The sequence below is a fragment of the Neobacillus sp. NPDC097160 genome (assembly GCF_044762155.1).
Taxonomy (GTDB): Bacteria; Bacillota; Bacilli; order Bacillales; family Cytobacillaceae; genus Neobacillus.
Genome location: NZ_JBIWDU010000006.1, coordinates 184,257 through 201,327 on the forward strand (window position 1 = coordinate 184,257; position 17,071 = coordinate 201,327).

Annotated in this window: 16 protein-coding genes and 1 riboswitch; of the genes, 14 read left to right on the forward strand and 2 right to left on the reverse strand. The window is 42.1% G+C overall.

Annotated elements, in window-relative coordinates; translation table 11 throughout:
- Nucleotides 1–85: 85 nt before the first annotated feature.
- The 4 genes from ACIQXV_RS10740 to ACIQXV_RS10755 all read left to right on the forward strand — a co-directional run bounded on the left by ACIQXV_RS10740 (nt 86) and on the right by ACIQXV_RS10755 (nt 5,782).
- Nucleotides 86–985, forward strand: a complete 900-nt coding sequence (locus tag ACIQXV_RS10740) for a hypothetical protein (protein WP_402958629.1) — start codon at nt 86–88, stop codon at nt 983–985.
- A gap of 546 nt (nt 986–1,531) precedes the next feature.
- Nucleotides 1,532–2,989, forward strand: a complete 1,458-nt coding sequence (locus ACIQXV_RS10745; protein WP_402958631.1) for a PAS domain-containing sensor histidine kinase — start codon at nt 1,532–1,534, stop codon at nt 2,987–2,989.
- A 19-nt stretch (nt 2,990–3,008) separates the two neighbouring features.
- A complete protein-coding gene (locus tag ACIQXV_RS10750) occupies nt 3,009–3,659 on the forward strand; it encodes a response regulator transcription factor (RefSeq protein WP_402958633.1) in 651 nt (216 codons plus the stop codon).
- A 311-nt stretch (nt 3,660–3,970) separates the two neighbouring features.
- Nucleotides 3,971–5,782: an ABC transporter ATP-binding protein gene (locus ACIQXV_RS10755; protein WP_402958635.1), complete on the forward strand. Its 1,812-nt coding sequence runs from the start codon at nt 3,971–3,973 to the stop codon at nt 5,780–5,782.
- A gap of 150 nt (nt 5,783–5,932) precedes the next feature.
- Here ACIQXV_RS10755 and ACIQXV_RS10760 read toward each other — a convergent pair whose 3' ends face one another.
- Complete coding sequence (locus tag ACIQXV_RS10760) at nt 5,933–6,214, reverse strand: hypothetical protein (RefSeq protein ID WP_402958637.1); 282 nt, start codon at nt 6,212–6,214, stop codon at nt 5,933–5,935.
- A 266-nt stretch (nt 6,215–6,480) separates the two neighbouring features.
- Here ACIQXV_RS10760 and ACIQXV_RS10765 point away from each other — a divergent pair, with 266 nt between their 5' ends.
- The 10 genes from ACIQXV_RS10765 (at nt 6,481) to cysI (ending at nt 16,385) form a co-directional block, all read left to right on the forward strand.
- Entirely contained in the window at nt 6,481–6,699 is a 219-nt protein-coding gene (locus ACIQXV_RS10765; protein WP_402958797.1) for a Fur-regulated basic protein FbpA, read from the forward strand.
- Between the two features lie 219 nt (nt 6,700–6,918).
- Nucleotides 6,919–7,020: riboswitch (SAM riboswitch) on the forward strand.
- A gap of 28 nt (nt 7,021–7,048) precedes the next feature.
- On the forward strand, nt 7,049–7,243 hold the full coding sequence (locus ACIQXV_RS10770) for a YezD family protein (protein ID WP_402958639.1): 195 nt from the start codon (nt 7,049–7,051) through the stop codon (nt 7,241–7,243).
- Nucleotides 7,244–7,322: 79 nt separating this feature from the next.
- Complete coding sequence (locus ACIQXV_RS10775; protein ID WP_402958641.1) at nt 7,323–8,039, forward strand: phosphoadenylyl-sulfate reductase; 717 nt, start codon at nt 7,323–7,325, stop codon at nt 8,037–8,039.
- Nucleotides 8,040–8,127: 88 nt separating this feature from the next.
- Nucleotides 8,128–9,195 carry a sulfate permease gene (locus ACIQXV_RS10780; RefSeq protein ID WP_402958643.1) on the forward strand — a complete coding sequence of 356 codons (1,068 nt, stop codon included), beginning with the start codon at nt 8,128–8,130 and terminating at the stop codon, nt 9,193–9,195.
- 220 nt (nt 9,196–9,415) lie between these two features.
- Complete coding sequence (gene sat, locus ACIQXV_RS10785) at nt 9,416–10,564, forward strand: sulfate adenylyltransferase (RefSeq protein WP_402958645.1); 1,149 nt, start codon at nt 9,416–9,418, stop codon at nt 10,562–10,564.
- Nucleotides 10,565–10,577: 13 nt separating this feature from the next.
- Nucleotides 10,578–11,177 carry an adenylyl-sulfate kinase gene (gene cysC / locus ACIQXV_RS10790; RefSeq protein ID WP_402958647.1) on the forward strand — a complete coding sequence of 200 codons (600 nt, stop codon included), beginning with the start codon at nt 10,578–10,580 and terminating at the stop codon, nt 11,175–11,177.
- A gap of 20 nt (nt 11,178–11,197) precedes the next feature.
- Nucleotides 11,198–11,974 (forward strand): uroporphyrinogen-III C-methyltransferase, encoded by a 777-nt coding sequence (gene cobA, locus ACIQXV_RS10795; RefSeq protein WP_402958648.1) that lies wholly within the window; start codon nt 11,198–11,200, stop codon nt 11,972–11,974.
- A gap of 23 nt (nt 11,975–11,997) precedes the next feature.
- Entirely contained in the window at nt 11,998–12,741 is a 744-nt protein-coding gene (locus ACIQXV_RS10800; protein WP_402958649.1) for a sirohydrochlorin chelatase, read from the forward strand.
- A 94-nt stretch (nt 12,742–12,835) separates the two neighbouring features.
- On the forward strand, nt 12,836–14,641 hold the full coding sequence (locus tag ACIQXV_RS10805) for an assimilatory sulfite reductase (NADPH) flavoprotein subunit (RefSeq protein ID WP_402958650.1): 1,806 nt from the start codon (nt 12,836–12,838) through the stop codon (nt 14,639–14,641).
- A gap of 28 nt (nt 14,642–14,669) precedes the next feature.
- Nucleotides 14,670–16,385 (forward strand): assimilatory sulfite reductase (NADPH) hemoprotein subunit, encoded by a 1,716-nt coding sequence (gene cysI / locus ACIQXV_RS10810; protein WP_402958652.1) that lies wholly within the window; start codon nt 14,670–14,672, stop codon nt 16,383–16,385.
- Between the two features lie 36 nt (nt 16,386–16,421).
- Here the strand turns inward: cysI and ACIQXV_RS10815 are convergent, their stop codons facing one another.
- On the reverse strand, nt 16,422–16,937 hold the full coding sequence (locus tag ACIQXV_RS10815) for a J domain-containing protein (protein WP_402958654.1): 516 nt from the start codon (nt 16,935–16,937) through the stop codon (nt 16,422–16,424).
- Between the last annotated feature and the right edge of the window lie 134 nt (nt 16,938–17,071).

The following is a 17,071-nucleotide window of genomic DNA, read 5'->3' on the forward strand; positions in this document are numbered from 1 at the left end:
GTTTATCGTGACCGTTGAGAGGAAGAAGGAGCATCGACGGTCACAATTCGGGTTATGTTCAACTTGATATATCTTAGGAGTGATAATGATGAAAAAATGGGCAATTGCCGGAATCCTATATGTTACCGTCGTAATATTAGGATTTCAGGCTTATGATACATGGATTGCTAAGGATAAAAGTACAGCTGCTCAGACAGACAGCCACGGTGATAACATGGAAATGGGTGGAAACAAAAATAACCAAGAAGTGAGCGGGGGGCATCAAAAGGGAGAAACTGGTAGTCATCAGGGGGAAGATAATGGAGGCGGTCATGCACATGAGAACACATCTGGAAACCACGATGGCAGTGAGGTCAATACTTTTGTAAAAATTGATAAAAGTAACATAAAGATTTACTTAAAAGATAAGGCTGGAAACCCGATTGATGAGCTGGAAGTTAACCATGAAAAGGAACTACATCTCATTATCGTGGAAGAACAACTACAGAAATATTACCATGTGCATCCGGCACGAATAGGAAAAGGGGAATTTACCATTGAAAATATCCTTCCTGACGGATTTTATAAGGCGTTTATTGATATTAAACCAAAAAATTTCGCTTACAAAGTGGAACCAGTTCCCTTTATCGTAGGCAATCCGAATGCTGCAATACACGGCCATGAGCTTGTGCCAGACACTAATTTTAGCAAAATGGTTGATGGAGAAACGGTAACATTAAATGTAAGTTCATTTAAATCGGGCGAACCCGTAACGTTATCATTTGATTTAGATCAAACGAATTTGACCCCATATTTAGGTGCAATGGGGCATGTCGTGATTCTTGACGAATATGGTAAAGAGTTTCTACATGTTCATCCATCAAATGAAAATGAGCCAATTTTTGAAACATCGTTCGATAAGCCTGGGATCTACAAAATTTGGGCTGAGTTTAAACAAAATGGCACAGTAAGGGCGTTCCCATTCGTTATTGAAATAAAAGAATAAAAACAATTTAAAGGGAGTGGACGTATATCAAAAAGCGTAATGTTCTAACAACTGGGGGCGTTTCAGCGGGTATTGATATGTCGATCTATCTAGTAGCTAAATTGTTAGGAGAAGAAACTGCTAAAACGACAGCTGCTACATTGGTATATCCATACTATAATAGTGAGCTGCATCTGAAATCGGTTTAGTCACTAAACCTCTTTACAAAGCAGTAATATTACATTAAGAAACCGCTTTTAAGCGGTTTTTTTCCACAATTTAAAAATCTGGCAGCTGTCAGGGGATCCATGCGGATTATTCGGGGAAACATCCTCTGAGTTTATTGGCAGGAACTCATACGACAGAGGAAGAAACAACAATCCGCAAAGATTACGAGAAAACGCCTCAAAGTTTAAGAGGAATCCCCGCAAAAAGAAAAATCCTTACTCGATTCCACAATAAAAATGCATGATTCACGCAAGAATTTTTCGGTTCAGCCCTTTGCATTATCGTGTAAACTCAATACAAAGGGAAATTTTTCATAAATAATGATGATGTGGTGATAGGATGGAAAAGACAAGTAATTTACAGTGGATCTTTGAGACGATAACGAACCATACATTGGATATCATTGCAATTATTGACCAAAATCGAAAGGTGCGTTTTACGACACCATTATTTTTTGAATTGTTTGGTGTTAGTCCTGAAGACTTGCCAAAATTGGACCCATTCGATCGGGTACATCCTGATGACCGGGAATGGCTAATGGGTAGACATAGGAGAGTAATCGCAACCGGGCAAAAATCCTCCAGCGAATATAGGGTAATTGATAAGGATGGAGAAATCCGACATTTGGAATGCAAAACAACCCCGATCCCTGACACCGAAGACAATCTTACTGTCGTGGCAATTAGAGATATAACCGAAAGGAAGAAGATGGAGAATGAGCTACAGCAGAGGAAAAATCGCTATGAAGTACTTCAAAAAAGCCTAAAAAGTTTTTCTCAAGATCTTCAAGTAGTTATGAAGCTTGCTGACCTTGAAGAGAGATTGCTTAAAGAGGTAAGAACCATCATAACAGGGTCAGAACCTGAAATGATCATTTTGAATCAGGAAACTAAAAGTCGTTTTCCTGAGCTCGAACTCTCATTACCAATGGGGAAAATGGAGCAAGTGGGTAACAAGATTTTCATTAAGGTCGGTGAACGTAAAGGTAGTCCCTATATTCTTTCTCTTGATGGTTCTTCGATTCATGAAACGATGGACTCGATCTGGCTAGAAACGCTTGTGTGTTATACCGTTATGGTGTTTGAGAACTTACATGTCATTGAGAATCTAATGAACCAATTGGAAGCGGCCTTGCAAAGCAATGAAACACCGCAGTGGGTTCTAAGGCTATTGTTTAATTTGCAGGAACAACAGCGGCTGAATTTATCCAGCGATTTGCATGACACGGTATTACAGGAGCAAATCGATTTATACAGAAGGCTCGAGGCACTCCTTCATCGAAATGAAATCGACCAGGGTATTAAGAACCAGCTCAAAGGGATTGAACAAGGATTGCTGGACACGATTCACCAAATTAGGATGACGTGCAATGAACTGCGGCCTCCACTGCTTAGAGAGCTGGGACTTGAACGGGCATTAGAAAATTTATTTGAACACACCCAGGTTTCATCCACTTTTAAAATTGCTTTTCATACAGAAAATACAGCAAGCCTTTCATTAAATGAAGAACTGACAATCGGGATTTATCGGATTGTCCAAGAATTATTGAACAATGCAGCGAAACATTCAAAGGCATCGATGTTGCATTTTAAGATTAGGAAACAGGATACATTACGACTTGAATACTCTGATGATGGTGTGGGTTTCGAGGCTCTCAAGTTGAGTCCCTCCTTTACCAACATGGGCCTATCAAGTATGAGACAGAGAGTCCAAAGTCTTAACGGCCGCATTGAGTTTTATACACATCCGAATCGCGGCTTGAAGGTTATGATTGATTTTCCGATTATGGGCTTTTAAACAAGAAGAGGTGTTAAGGATGATTAAGATATTAATTGTGGATGACCACTTATCCATTATTGAAGGAACAAAAATGCTTTTAGAGCAAGAGCCGGATTTTAAAATAACAGTAGAAAATAGTTCGTTAAAAGCCTTGGATCAGATCAAGCTAAATCACTATGATGTATTGCTTTTTGACTTGTATATGCCGCATCTTAACGGACTTGAACTTTCAAAACAGGCTTTAGCCTACAACCCGGATTTAATTATTTTAATATACACAGGTTTTGATATTAAACCACATTTTAATTTATTGGTGGAAGCAGGCGTCTCCGGCTTCTTGTCGAAAACGTCTTCGAGAGATGAGCTGGTTGCCGGGATACGATGTTCACTAAGGCAGCAGGTCGTTTTGCCCCTGTCGTTGGTAAGAGAATTGAGGAGACCTGGCATTATTGCTGGCGGTAATAATTCCCAAGAAAAAGTGATTTTGTCAGCATTGGAAGAGGATATTCTTTCAGAGCTAGCGAAAGGTAAAAGCACTAGAGAAATTGCTTTAACCTTATCGATGAGCCAGCGGTCGCTGGAATACAATTTAACTTCGCTATATCAAAAGTTTGGTGTGAGAACGAGGGTCGATACCATTCAAAAGGCAAAACAACTGGGATTGATTCCCGAGGAAGAATTGAAATAGAAATTGAAAAATCCGCTAATTGGCGGATTTTTTTTATGGAAAAGGGCCGGAGCAGCACAAAAGCGGATCAATAGTTCTGAGTTGAGTGGAACATTCGGAACCCTGCAAAAAGCTTTCGGAATGACCCGAAATCTATGCGGGGTTGATACACAAAGTATGCGGATTGTCAGGATGCTAAACACCGTAAAATGAAATCATCTTAGAAATCGCACTCTGAAAAGTATTTACTGTCGGGTAACCACTGTTTACTGGCGAACAGCCCACTTTTCATGCGAATCCACAAAGTTATATTGGGAAAGGAGTTTAGTAGAATGAATGATTTTAAGTTATTTTTACCATATGTGAAACAAGTAAGCAGATTGTATCTGATTGGATTTGTTGGCAGCCTATTTCGGTTCCTAATTCCACTTTTTGTTCCGCTGATCTTAAAATACATTTTTGATCATCTTCTTCAAAATGAGTCATTGTCTCGTTCCGAAATGCTTGAACAACTATTCTATATTGCTGTATGTATGCTCGCAGTCTTTATCTTTATTCGAACACCGATGGAGTATGTGAGGCAATTTTGTATTCACAAAGCCAATAACCAGATCATCAAAAGGCTTCGAAAAGATGCTTTTAAAAAAGTTCACTCATTGGATGCTAAGTATTTTGTCGATAACAAAAGCGGGGAAATTGGCACACGCTTTTTCGATGATATTGAAAAGATAAAAGGTTTCTTGACAGCTGTTTTCGGAAACATCTGGATTGAAATGATTGTGCTTTTGTTTGTCGTTGCGGTTATGATGACGCTGAATGTTAAATTGACCATCCTTTCTGTAGTGCTAGTTGGATTTCAATTTATGCTGGCTCATATTCTTTCAAAGCGGTTTAAAAAATCAACCCGTAACATGATGCGGTATCGTTCCGTAATGAGCGGGTTTATTTTTGAAAAAATACAAGGTGCATTTTTATCGAAATTATTTGCTGCTGAAAAGCGCGACAAACAAGAATTGGATCAGCACTTAACGCATTTCGACACATTAACAGATCAGCACGCTAAAATAAATGCAGTGATGCTAGCGTTAGTTAACGTTCTTTCTGATATGACACCATTTATTGTTGCAATCGTTGCAAGTCTATTTGTCATCGATGGCAGTATAACAGTCGGCAGTTTAATCGCGTTCTTTGCCTATGTGGATAAAATGCGGAGTCCTGTAGCTGCTTTAGTCAATGCTTACCCTGCGATCATGGAAGGAAATGTGGCCCTAAAAAGGATATTTGAGTTCCTCTCTACACCTGCTACAATTATTGAAAAAACGAACCCGGTTGACTTAACCCGGTTTGATCATTCGATTCAGTTCAATAAAGTATCGTTTTCTTATGATGGAAAAAACAACATTATTAACAACCTTTCAATGACGCTAGAAAAAGGGAAGACATACGCCTTTGTTGGAGAGAGCGGGGGCGGTAAGAGCACTATTTTACAGCTGTTGACTAGAATGTATGATGTAAATGACGGTATAGTTTTAATCGATGGTATGAATATTCAAGACTTTTCTTTATCTAGTTTAAGGGATCATATGGGAATCGTTACACAGGATAATTTTTTATATAGCTCGTCAATTAAAGACAATATTAAAATGGCAAAGCTTGATGCCACAGATGATGAGATCATTTCTGCCGCTCGAAAAGCCTTTGCGCATGGATTTATTTCCATGTTGCCGAAAGGATATGACACAGAAATAGGAGAACGAGGGATTAAACTTTCTGGTGGCCAAAAACAACGGATTTCACTTGCACGTGTATTTTTAAAAAATCCCTCTATTATTATACTGGATGAAGCCACAAGTGCACTTGATAATGAAAGTGAACAGCTTGTTCAAGAGTCAATTCAACACTTTGACAAGGAAAAGACCATCATTATGATTGCTCATCGGCTTTCAACCATTTTACATGCTGATACGATATTTGTTGTGAAAAACGGAGAAATCATGGAAAGTGGAAACCACGAAAACTTACTAAACATAAACGGTTATTATAAGGAATTATTTACAAGACAAAATACTAAGAGAGATTCTGTCACTGTGCTGCCCTATGCATCAAAGACAAATGGATTTATCACACATCAGCACGTAAACTAGGTTTACCCATAAGATTTTCAATCGTAAAAAAGAGAAAGCAAGATTAAAACTTTTGCTTTCTCTGAAATTAATTTTATCTATAAATAACAAAAGAGCATCCGCATCGACTGCTCATGATTAATTCTTGGTATTTAGGCGTCCGGCCTGCTCTTAATCATCGCTGCTTTCATGCTGGTCCTGCTCAGCATTCAATTCCTCTGGAGGATTAAAACCAAATGGTCCTCTTGGCATTTGCTCTACGCGAAAAATTGCCACAATAACCTCAATTCGTATGGCTACAAGTCTTGGACGAATTCGGCCCCTGCTTTCCAATACAAGAACATCATTACCAACCTCAAGAAGCCTTCCAGTAAAATTACCTTGAAGAGTAACAAGCTCCACTTCTTTCTTTAATAACTCATGGGCAATTTGATGAAAATTTAATTCCGTCATTGTCATCATCTCCTTCACATTACAGTAAATGCAGATTAGGCAAAATGGCATCAAGTTTTTAAAAAATTTTTCAAAAATAACTAAGCTAAGAAGGTAGATAATATTTCACTCGTATTAAATTATTACAAACCGCATAAAATGAACAGGCTAGTTATTGACGTTCATACAATTCCATTAAATGAATGTAATTAAATGATTATTCGACAATATTTGGGGTAAATACAATTTATAATGCCCTTAAGTCTAACGATTGGAGGGTTCAGATGATGAATCATTTACAACAGAATGAGGTTCAACAAAAAAGACATCTTCTAATTGATGAGCTCATTAAATCCGGCATTTATAAAATAAATAACAAGCACCTTTATGAATGGACTTTAAGCGATTTAGAGGAAGAATATAAAGATATTGAAAAACAAGTGGAAGGTAAGGATCTTGCTCCGATTTCCATGGATAGTGAGTGGGATTCCTTTTTGAATACTTAGTAAATGAGAGTAAAAGATACTTAAAAATATGAAGATGCAAGTGTAAAAAGCAGTTATTATGCTGCTTTTTTCTATGCGAATTTACCTAGAATGTCCGGCATTATTCGATACTAGGACAAGCTTAAAAAAGGTGCAAATGATAATTTTTTAAATTTTTCATTTTCTTATTTACTTAAAACCTATTGGTATGGTAGGATTAATTTCAATAAATATTATAAATTCTTATCAAGAGTGGCTAAGGGACTGGCCCGATGAAGCATGGCAACCTGCATTGTAAGGTGCTAACTCCAGCAAAATGACTTTCATTTTGAGCGATAAGGTGTATACAGAAATGTGACGCCTTTCCCGATTGGAAGGACGTCTTTTTCATGAAAGGGGGACGAATCAACTGAAAGCTGATGAAAGAGAAGAACTCATTGCGCATTTAGAGAAGATGCTGGAAACGTTAAAATTTGGATCGATCACGCTTGTGGTCCAGGATGGAAAAATTGTGCAACTTGAGAAAAATGAAAAGGTTCGTCTTCAACAAAATAAAAATCGCTGACTAGACAAACTAGAGGCGGTCTTCACTTTATTAAGTGGAAGACTGCCTTTTTTTCTTGGAAAAAAGGAGGCTTGGAGCCATGACAACTGCTATTACGTTTAATAATTGGAGACAAATTTCAGGTGATTTTCAAATTGAAGATGAAACAAAGGGTGCTCGTTCCGTTTTAGAGTGGGTATACCATTCTTATCCTGATGAGGAAATTGTTTATGCATCAAGTTTCGGGGCCGAAGCAATTGTGTTAATTGACCTAATCCAGCAAGTGAAGCCAGATGCCCAGATTGTTTTTTTAGATACTGGCTTACACTTCCCGGAAACGTATGAGGTGATTGATAAGATTGAAGCCCGCTTTCCGACTCTGAGGATTGAGCGCAAACAGCCAAAGGTAAGTTTAGATGAACAGGCGGCGGAGTACGGGTCAGCCTTATGGAAAAGAGATCCGAACCAATGCTGCCAAATCCGCAAGGTCATTCCCTTGAAGGAGACATTGACAGCAAAACAAGCGTGGATCTCGGGGCTTCGCAGGGAACAGTCACCAACAAGGGCAGAAACTGAATTCATAAATAAGGATGAAAAATTCGAGAATATCAAAATTTGTCCTTTGATTCATTGGACTTGGGATGATGTTTGGGACTACATCAGGGAAAAAGACCTCCCGTACAACACCCTGCACGACCATCAATACCCAAGTATCGGCTGCTTTCCATGTACACAACCTGCCGGGTCGGATGGTGACTCACGTGCCGGCCGCTGGGCGGGAAGTGGGAAGACGGAATGTGGTTTGCATACCCGCTGAGGTGAATCTTAACTAGTGGGGCTTTGCTGATGAAAGTTGAATCAAACAGTCAGTTCCCCACTGATGCGGGATAAAGGAGGCTTTTCTTTTGCTCACAATTATTGCATTAACAATTGGATTATTTTTCGCCATAAATATTGGTGCCAGTGGCGCGGCGGCTTCGATGGGTATAGCCTACGGATCTGGAGTTGTGAAAAAGCGGCTGGCCCTCCTGTTGTGTAGTATCGCTGTATTCTTTGGAGCTTGGCTCGGCGGCGGTGAAGTTGTCAAAACAATTGGCAGCGGGATTGTCCCGAATCACACCTTTACCGTTCCAATTGCCCTAATCGTTTTGTCGTCAGCTGCATTATCCTTATTTTTGGCCAATATCTTTGGCATCCCGCTCTCCACAAGTGAAGTGGCAGTTGGTTCTGTCGTCGGCGCCGGGATTGTGTACCAGTCGGTATTTGTCAGCAAGCTTGTCTGGATCATGTTTTTTTGGCTGCTTACACCGTTTGCCGCATTCGTTATCGCCATCGGTGCTTCCTATATTTTGAAAAATAAAAGGCTTAAAAAATGGATGGAGGCTCCAAAAGCTGTTCCTGTTCTATCTTTGCTGGTCGTTTTTATGGGGCTGTTTGAAGCCTTTTCGGCCGGGATGAACAATGTAGCGAATGCTGTCGGACCGCTAGTCGGCGCCAAAATCCTCTCTACCGGAACCGGCATTTTCTGGGGTGGCTTATTCGTCGCAGGCGGGGCATTACTGCTTGGGCAGCGCGTCCTTGAAACAAACGGAAAAAAAATAACGGCGCTGAAGCTGGAAGAGGGCTGCGTGATCTCAGGAACAGGCGCTACCATCGTGACAGTGGCATCTGTATTCGGGATCCCTGTCCCGCTGACTCAAATCACGACCTCATCCATTATTGGAATGGGCTTCGCGAAGCACGGCAGATCCGTTTTGAAAAAAGACATCGTCGTCCAGCTGCTTACCGTTTGGATCGTATCACCTGTCCTGTCGATGGTGCTGTCATACACCCTCATTCAATTGATCATCGAGCATAATTTTTACCCGATCATCGCTATGGTTGGTGTGCTGATTTCCGTCATCGGTGTGTTGTCATTGATGAAGCGGCAAAAGCCCGCGATAACAGTGCATCAGGAGGTTGTGAAGGATTAAGGGGAGAATGGGCCGCGTGGATGCGCTGATTGGAGTGGATTATGCGCTGATTGAAGCGTGTTATCCGCTGATTGAAACGTGTTATCCGCCGATTGGAGTGGATTATGCGCTGATTGGAGTGGATATCGCTGATTAGAACGTGTTATGCGCTGATTGGAGTGTATTATCCGCCAATAACAGCATTTTAAAACATTAATTATTGAAAGGATTTGAAGAAAATATGTCATTTTTACCTAAACCTCATGGAGGAAAATTAATTCAAGCTTATAACCCAAACTATGACCTTTCCCTAATTGAAAAAGAACTTGAAATTGATGCAATCGCCTTGAGTGACCTTGAACTCATAGGAGTAGGACTGTTCAGTCCGCTAACAGGGTTCCTCGGAAAAGCTGATTACGAATCCGTCGTCACTAACATGCGCTTAGCTGACAACACGATCTGGTCGATTCCTGTGACACTTCCTGTCTCCTATCAAACCGCAGCAACCCTAACTGAGGGCCAAGAAATCAAGTTAGTTTTTCAAAAAGAGGTTTATGGTGTTATTAAGGTATCTGAATGGTACGAACCGAATATAGATAAGGAAGCAATTGAGGTTTACAGAACACCAGAGCTTGCCCATCCGGGAGTTAAGCGACTTTATGAAAGAGGTCCGGTCTATGTTGCTGGTGAAGTAACATTAGTTAAAAAACCGAAAAAAGGAGTATTCAGCGATGTATGGCTAGAGCCGAAGGAAACTCGAGCACTATTTGAAGAAAAGGGCTGGAAAACGGTCGTTGGCTTCCAAACGCGGAATCCGATCCACCGGGCCCATGAATACATTCAAAAAGCTGCATTAGAAACGGTTGATGGATTATTTGTCAATCCGCTTGTTGGAGAAACAAAGTCTGATGACATACCTGCCGATGTCCGCTTGAAAAGCTACAGGGTTTTGCTAGAAAACTACTATCCTAGCAATCGAGTACAGCTTGGTGTCTATCCTGCAGCAATGCGGTACGCTGGTCCAAGAGAAGCTATTTTTCATGCCATCGCCCGGAAAAACTTTGGCTGCACCCATTTCATCGTTGGACGCGACCATGCAGGTGTCGGCAATTATTATGGAACCTATGATGCACAGCTCATTTTTAGTGAATTTCCTGAAGGGGAGCTTGGCATTAAGCCACTATTCTTTGAACACAGCTTTTACTGCAATAAATGTGAAGGAATGGCTTCCGATAAAACATGCCCGCATAGCAACGAAGACAGGGTGATCCTATCGGGAACAAAAGTAAGGGAATTGCTTCGCTCCGGCACACTTCCTCCGTCTACATTCAGCCGGAAAGAGGTAGTAGAAGTGCTGATTGAGGGATTAAAAGAAAGCGCAACAGTTTAAGGGGGAAACGAACATGTCTAAAGCAACGAATATTACCTGGCACGAAGCAGCTGTTACGAAGTCCAACCGGCGTGTTCAAAATGGTCATGGCAGCTGTGTCCTGTGGTTTACCGGGCTGTCAGGCTCCGGAAAATCGACGATTGCCAACGCTGTTTCCAGTGAATTGTACCGCCATGGCATCAATGAATATGTCCTCGATGGTGATAATATCCGTCACGGTCTTAACCGTGACCTCGGGTTTTCGGATCATGACCGGACTGAAAATATTAGGAGGATTGGCGAAGTAGCGAAACTGTTTGTCGATAGCGGTACAGTTGTAACAACCGCTTTTATTTCCCCATTCCGCTCGGACAGGGACCAGGTTCGTGTCCTTTTTGAAAAAGATGAGTTTATTGAGGTTTACGTAAAGTGTCCGTTGGATGAATGCGAACGCCGTGATCCAAAACAGCTTTATGTTAAGGCGCGGCGCGGTGAAATTAAGGATTTTACAGGAATTGATTCCCCATATGAGGAACCTGAGCATCCGGAAATCACAATCCGTTCTGACCTTTTGACAGTAGAAGAAGCAGTAGAACAAATTTTTCAATATATGCAAGAAAAAAACATTATCTAGCTGTGAAAGGATGAGTGGCCATGGTTGGCAAGGTTTTTTTAGTGGGTGCGGGTCCCGGTGATCCAGATTTAATTACAGTAAAAGGATTGCGCTGCCTGCAGCAAGCCGATGTCATCCTATATGATCGGCTGGTTAATCCTGAACTGCTGCATTATGCAAAAGAAGGGGCACAGCTGGTGTATTGCGGCAAGCTCCCGCATTACCATACGATGAAGCAAGAGACCATAAATCACTTTTTGGTAAAATACGCTAAAAAGGGGTATCAGGTCGTTCGTTTAAAAGGAGGAGATCCTTTTGTATTCGGACGCGGCGGAGAAGAGGCGGAGGAATGCGTCCGAAACGATGTGCCATTTGAAATTGTCCCGGGCATCACGGCTGGGATTGCTGCCTCCGCTTATGCCGGGATTCCTGTGACCCATCGAAGCTTGAGCAAAAGTTTTGCTTTCATTACCGGACACCAGGCAGGTGATGTTGCCGCAGAGCATAAGTGGTTCCATTTGGCAAATGCTGTTGACACGATTTGTATCTATATGGGGGTATCCCATCTTACCACCATAGCGAAACAATTAATTCAAAACGGCAAATCACCGGAAACGCCAATCGCCCTTGTCCAATGGGGGACGTTAAGCGATCAGCAGACGGTAATCGGTACGCTTGAGACGATTGAAGCACGAGTGAAAGAATCGGGAGTTTCCAATCCAAGCATGATTGTGATTGGCGAGGTCGTCCGCCTTCATAATAAATTAAACTGGTTTCAAGAAGAAATTGTTCCCAATCTACCGGTTGTGCACGGATAGGGCCAGAGGGGAGTATTTTGGAGATGAAAGCTATTTTATACATTGGTCATGGAACCCGATCGAAAAAAGGGGCTGAGGAAGTGAAAGCTTTTATCGATCGAGTCATGCAACGAATTGATGTTCCATTACAAGAAATCAGTTTCCTCGAGTTGTCGGAGCCGTTGATTGAGGAAGGCTTCAAGCGGTGTGTAGAAAGAGGCGCTGCTGAAATCACAGTTGTTCCCTTGTTTTTGCTGGCGGCAGGTCACATTAAACAAGATATTCCTTTGGCCCTGTCCGTATTGGAAGCGAGGTATCCTGAAATTCAGGTATCTGTGGAGGACCCTTTTGGTGTACAGGAGGGTATACTCGATGCGATTGCAGATTTGGTTAGGGAAACGGCAGGGAAGTTGGTGCCAGAGGACCGGCTCTTGATTGTAGGCAGGGGTAGCAGTGACCGTGGAATTCAAGTGAACTTTTCTGAGATTGTGGGTGGTATCAGAGACCGTCTTGGATTGGAACATGTCTCCGTTTGTTTTTTGGCAGCAGCTGAACCAAAGCTGTGGGAGGGACTGGAAACCATTACCGCAGGCGCTGATGGCAGGGTAATCGTTGTTCCCTATTTATTATTTTCCGGTCTTCTCCTTTCCGAGGTTAACCAAGAGGTGCGCAAACGGCAAAAATTAGGCCAGCGGATTCTTTATACTGGTCCCCTGAGCAGCCACCCGGTGATTGAAGATATCGTAATTGAAAAGGCAACTAAAATGGAAGTTAGTCTAGTTTCATAGTGCCTGTCATCGTGAAAAAAGCGTACTTCTGGTTTCTACAAAAAAATGAAATTCTTAACATACAAAAAATGTAATCCTTTATGAGGTGGTATTTTTGCAATTACAAGTATTGAACAGCCCCTTTAATCAGGAGCAGGCAGAGCTCCTTAATCGTATCCTGCCGACATTAACAGAATCGCAGAAATTCTGGCTGAGCGGCTTTTTAGCTGCATCTCAAGTCACTTCTGCCTTAGGGACGCCAGCCACACTTGTCCAGCAAAACGCTGTACACTCAAAAACAAAAGAAGTGACCATTTTATACGGATCACAAACAGGCAATGCCCAAGGGCTGGCAAAAAAAGCTGCCAAAACACTTGAGGGTAACGACTTCCAAGTAACCGTCACATCGATGAATGATTTTAAACCAAATAATCTAAAAAAGATTCAAAACCTTCTTATTATTGCAAGTACACACGGAGAAGGCGATCCGCCGGATAACGCACTAACATTCCATGAATTTCTTCATAGCAAACGGGCACCAAAGCTTGAAGATTTCCATTTTTCCGTTTTAGCTCTTGGTGACAGCTCGTATGAGTTTTTCTGTCAGACGGGAAAAGAATTTGACTCTCGCCTGGAAGAACTTGGTGGAACAAGGCTTTATCCACGCTTTGACTGCGATGTTGATTACGATGAGCCAGCGGCGGAATGGCTAGAAGGCGTCCATGGCGGCCTAAGCGAGGCCCTTGGTGTAACTAAAAAACAGTCTCAGGCAGCAGCAGCGCTAGCGGTGGAATCGGAATACTCTAGAACCAACCCATTCCAGGCAGAGGTCCTTGAAAATATTAATTTAAACGGCCGCGGCTCCAATAAAGAAACGCGTCACCTGGAAATTTCGCTTGAAGGGTCCGGCTTAACTTTTGAACCGGGCGACAGCCTAGGAATCTATCCGGAGAATGACCCGGAACTTGTCGACTTGCTTCTAGAGGAAATGAGCTGGAACTCAGAAGAACTGGTGACAGTGAAACAGGGAGATGTTCGCCCTTTAAAAGAGGCACTGCTCTCATATTATGAGATTACTGTTCTAACAAAACCACTTCTCCAAAAGGCGGCGCCACTAACAGCAAGCAAGGATTTACAGGAACTAACAGCACCCGGCAATGAAGATAAGGTTAAAGCCTACCTTGAGGGACGTGATTTGATAGATTTAGTTCGAGATTTTTCTCCATGGATTGGTTCGGCACAGGAATTTGTCAGCATTCTTCGAAAAATACCTGGTCGGCTTTATTCGATTGCAAGCAGCTTATCTGCGAATCCGGACGAGGTCCATTTAACCATCGGTGCCGTCCGCTATGAGGCAAATGGCCGCAGCCGAAAGGGAGTCTGCTCGATCCAAACAGCAGAACGACTAAACCCAGGTGACAATCTTAAGGTTTACGTCCAACATAACGAAAACTTTAAACTTCCGCAAAACCCGGAGACACCGATTATTATGATTGGACCTGGTACAGGTGTTGCACCCTTCCGCTCGTTTATGCAAGAGCGTGAAGAAACGAATGCAAATGGGAAATCATGGCTATTCTTCGGTGATCAGCATTTTGTGACAGATTTTCTTTATCAGATCGAATGGCAAAAGTGGCTGCAAAAAGGCACGCTGACAAAATTGGATGTTGCCTTTTCGCGTGACACAGCCGAGAAAGTATATGTTCAGCATCGTCTGCTTGAACACAGTAAGGAATTATTCGAATGGCTGCAAGAAGGTGCAGCGCTGTACATTTGCGGTGACGAGAAACACATGGCACATGATGTCCACAACACCATACTCGAAATTATCGAAAAAGAAGGCGCATTGAGCAGGGAACAAGCTGCAGCATATCTAGCTGACATGCAGCAGCAAAAACGCTACCAGCGAGATGTATATTGAACTGTGATAGAAGGGAGTTTTTTTCAACATGCTGAAACAAATTTTAACAGCACCAGACGGAGAACCGAGTGATGTCGAGCGAATTAAAGATGATAGTAATTATCTGCGTGGCTCGTTGAAGGAAGTCATGCAAGACCGAATTAGCGCTGGCATTCCTGATGATGACAACCGCTTAATGAAACATCACGGCAGCTATTTGCAGGATGACCGTGATCTCCGAAATGAACGGCAAAAGCAAAAACTCGAACCGGCGTACCAATTTATGCTCCGTGTCCGGGCACCTGGTGGTGTAGTGACACCGGAACAATGGCTTGTCTTAGACGAGCTCGCCGATAAAAATGCCAATGGCACGATCAAGCTGACCACAAGACAGTCATTTCAAATGCATGGTATCTTAAAATGGAACATGAAAAATACGATTCAGGAAATCCACAAGTCTTTATTGACGACACTTGCGGCGTGCGGTGATGTAAACCGGAACGTGATGTGTAATCCGAATCCGGATCAATCAGGGATCCATGCCGAAGTATATGAATGGGCGAAGCATTTGAGTGATTACTTACTTCCACGCACGAGAGCGTACCATGAAATTTGGCTGGACGAAGAAAAAGTTGCTGGCACACCGGATATTGAGGAAGAACCAATGTATGGTCCGCTTTATCTGCCGCGGAAGTTTAAAATTGGCATTGCGGTGCCTCCATCGAATGATATTGATGTTTTTTCACAGGATCTTGGTCTAATTGCGATTGTCGAGAATGAAAAATTGATTGGTTTTAACGTGGCAATTGGCGGCGGCATGGGGATGTCACACGGTGACAAAGCGACCTATCCGCAAGTTGCTAGAGTCATGGGCTTCTGTACACCTGAACAAGTCGTTGATGTTGCGGAAAAAGCCATTACGATTCAGCGCGACTACGGCAACCGTTCTGTTCGAAAAAATGCCCGCTTCAAGTATACGGTGGACCGACTTGGGCTTGAAACAGTGAAAGCGGAGCTGGAAACTCGATTAGGCTGGAGCTTGGAAGAGGAAAAGCCTTATTATTTCGACCACAACGGAGATCGCTACGGCTGGATAAAAGGCACGCAAGGAAAATGGCATTATACGTTGTTTATCCAAAATGGACGCGTAGCTGATTTTGCTGAATATAAGCTTAAAACGGGTTTGAAAGAAATAGCAAACATCCATACTGGCGATTTTCGTTTGACTGCCAATCAAAATTTGGTTATTGCCAATGTATCGAGTCAAAAAAAGAAAAAGATCAATGAACTGATGGAACAGTACGGTTTGTCAGACGGCAAACATCATTCCGCACTCCGCCGCAGCTCGATGGCTTGCGTTGCACTTCCAACGTGCGGTTTGGCGATGGCGGAATCAGAACGCTACCTACCAGTACTAATGGATAAAATCGAGGAAATTGTCGATGAAAATGGCCTCCGCGAAAAAGAAATTACCATTCGTATGACCGGATGTCCAAACGGCTGTGCCCGGCCAGCGCTCGCAGAAATTGCACTTATTGGAAAAGCAGTCGGCAAATATAATCTGTATTTAGGCGGTGCCCACGACGGCAGCCGACTAAATAAAATGTACCGAGAGAATATTGGTGAAGAAGAAATTTTGAAAGAGTTGAAGATCATTCTTTCCCAATACGCAAAGGAACGAAAGGAAGATGAGCACTTCGGTGACTTTGTCATTCGCTCCGGAATTGTTAAAGCAACAACAGATGGGACAAATTTTCACGATTAATCAACATACAAAAGAGACAGGCTGCCTGTCTCTTTTCTACTTTGCTTTGCTGTAATGCTCATAAAACACTCTAAATAATCTTTCATCCCCTCCTCGATCAGGGTGGAGTGCTTTCAGTAATTTTTTAAACTCTTTCTTCATTAATTCGTTGTCAGCATCCGGCTCTAATCCCAATAATGCCGCGTATGTAAGAGGTGGGTAATCTGTAAGGGCATATTCTGCTTGCAACATTTTTTTTAAGCCGCGAACTTTGGTCTGTTCGATGCGGACCATACTTTTTAATTCTTCGTTTTCCTCTTTTAATTTCTGGTTATCATAAAATGTTTTCTCCCAATGCTGATAATCAATTCCAAATTGGCTGCTTTTTTTCTCAACCTGCTTTTCCAATATGAATGCTGCTAAATCACGTGGTGTAATTAAATAGTCAATCTTCAAATCCTTCGTCCGTTTTGCTTTCAGTTTTCCGTCTAAAATCCACCGTATGACAACTTGTTCACTACCTGTTATTCCTTCGTCTCTTAGTTGTTCTGTGACTTCTTTAAGATTCAACATGTAATCAACTCATTCTTCCTTAAGCAGTTACTTCACAATTCCTTTTTGTGAAAAAACCTTCGTTAGTAATCAAAGACTAAATTCAATGTAACATACGTAAAACCACTTTTGTTTTACCGAATGATGTAATTTAT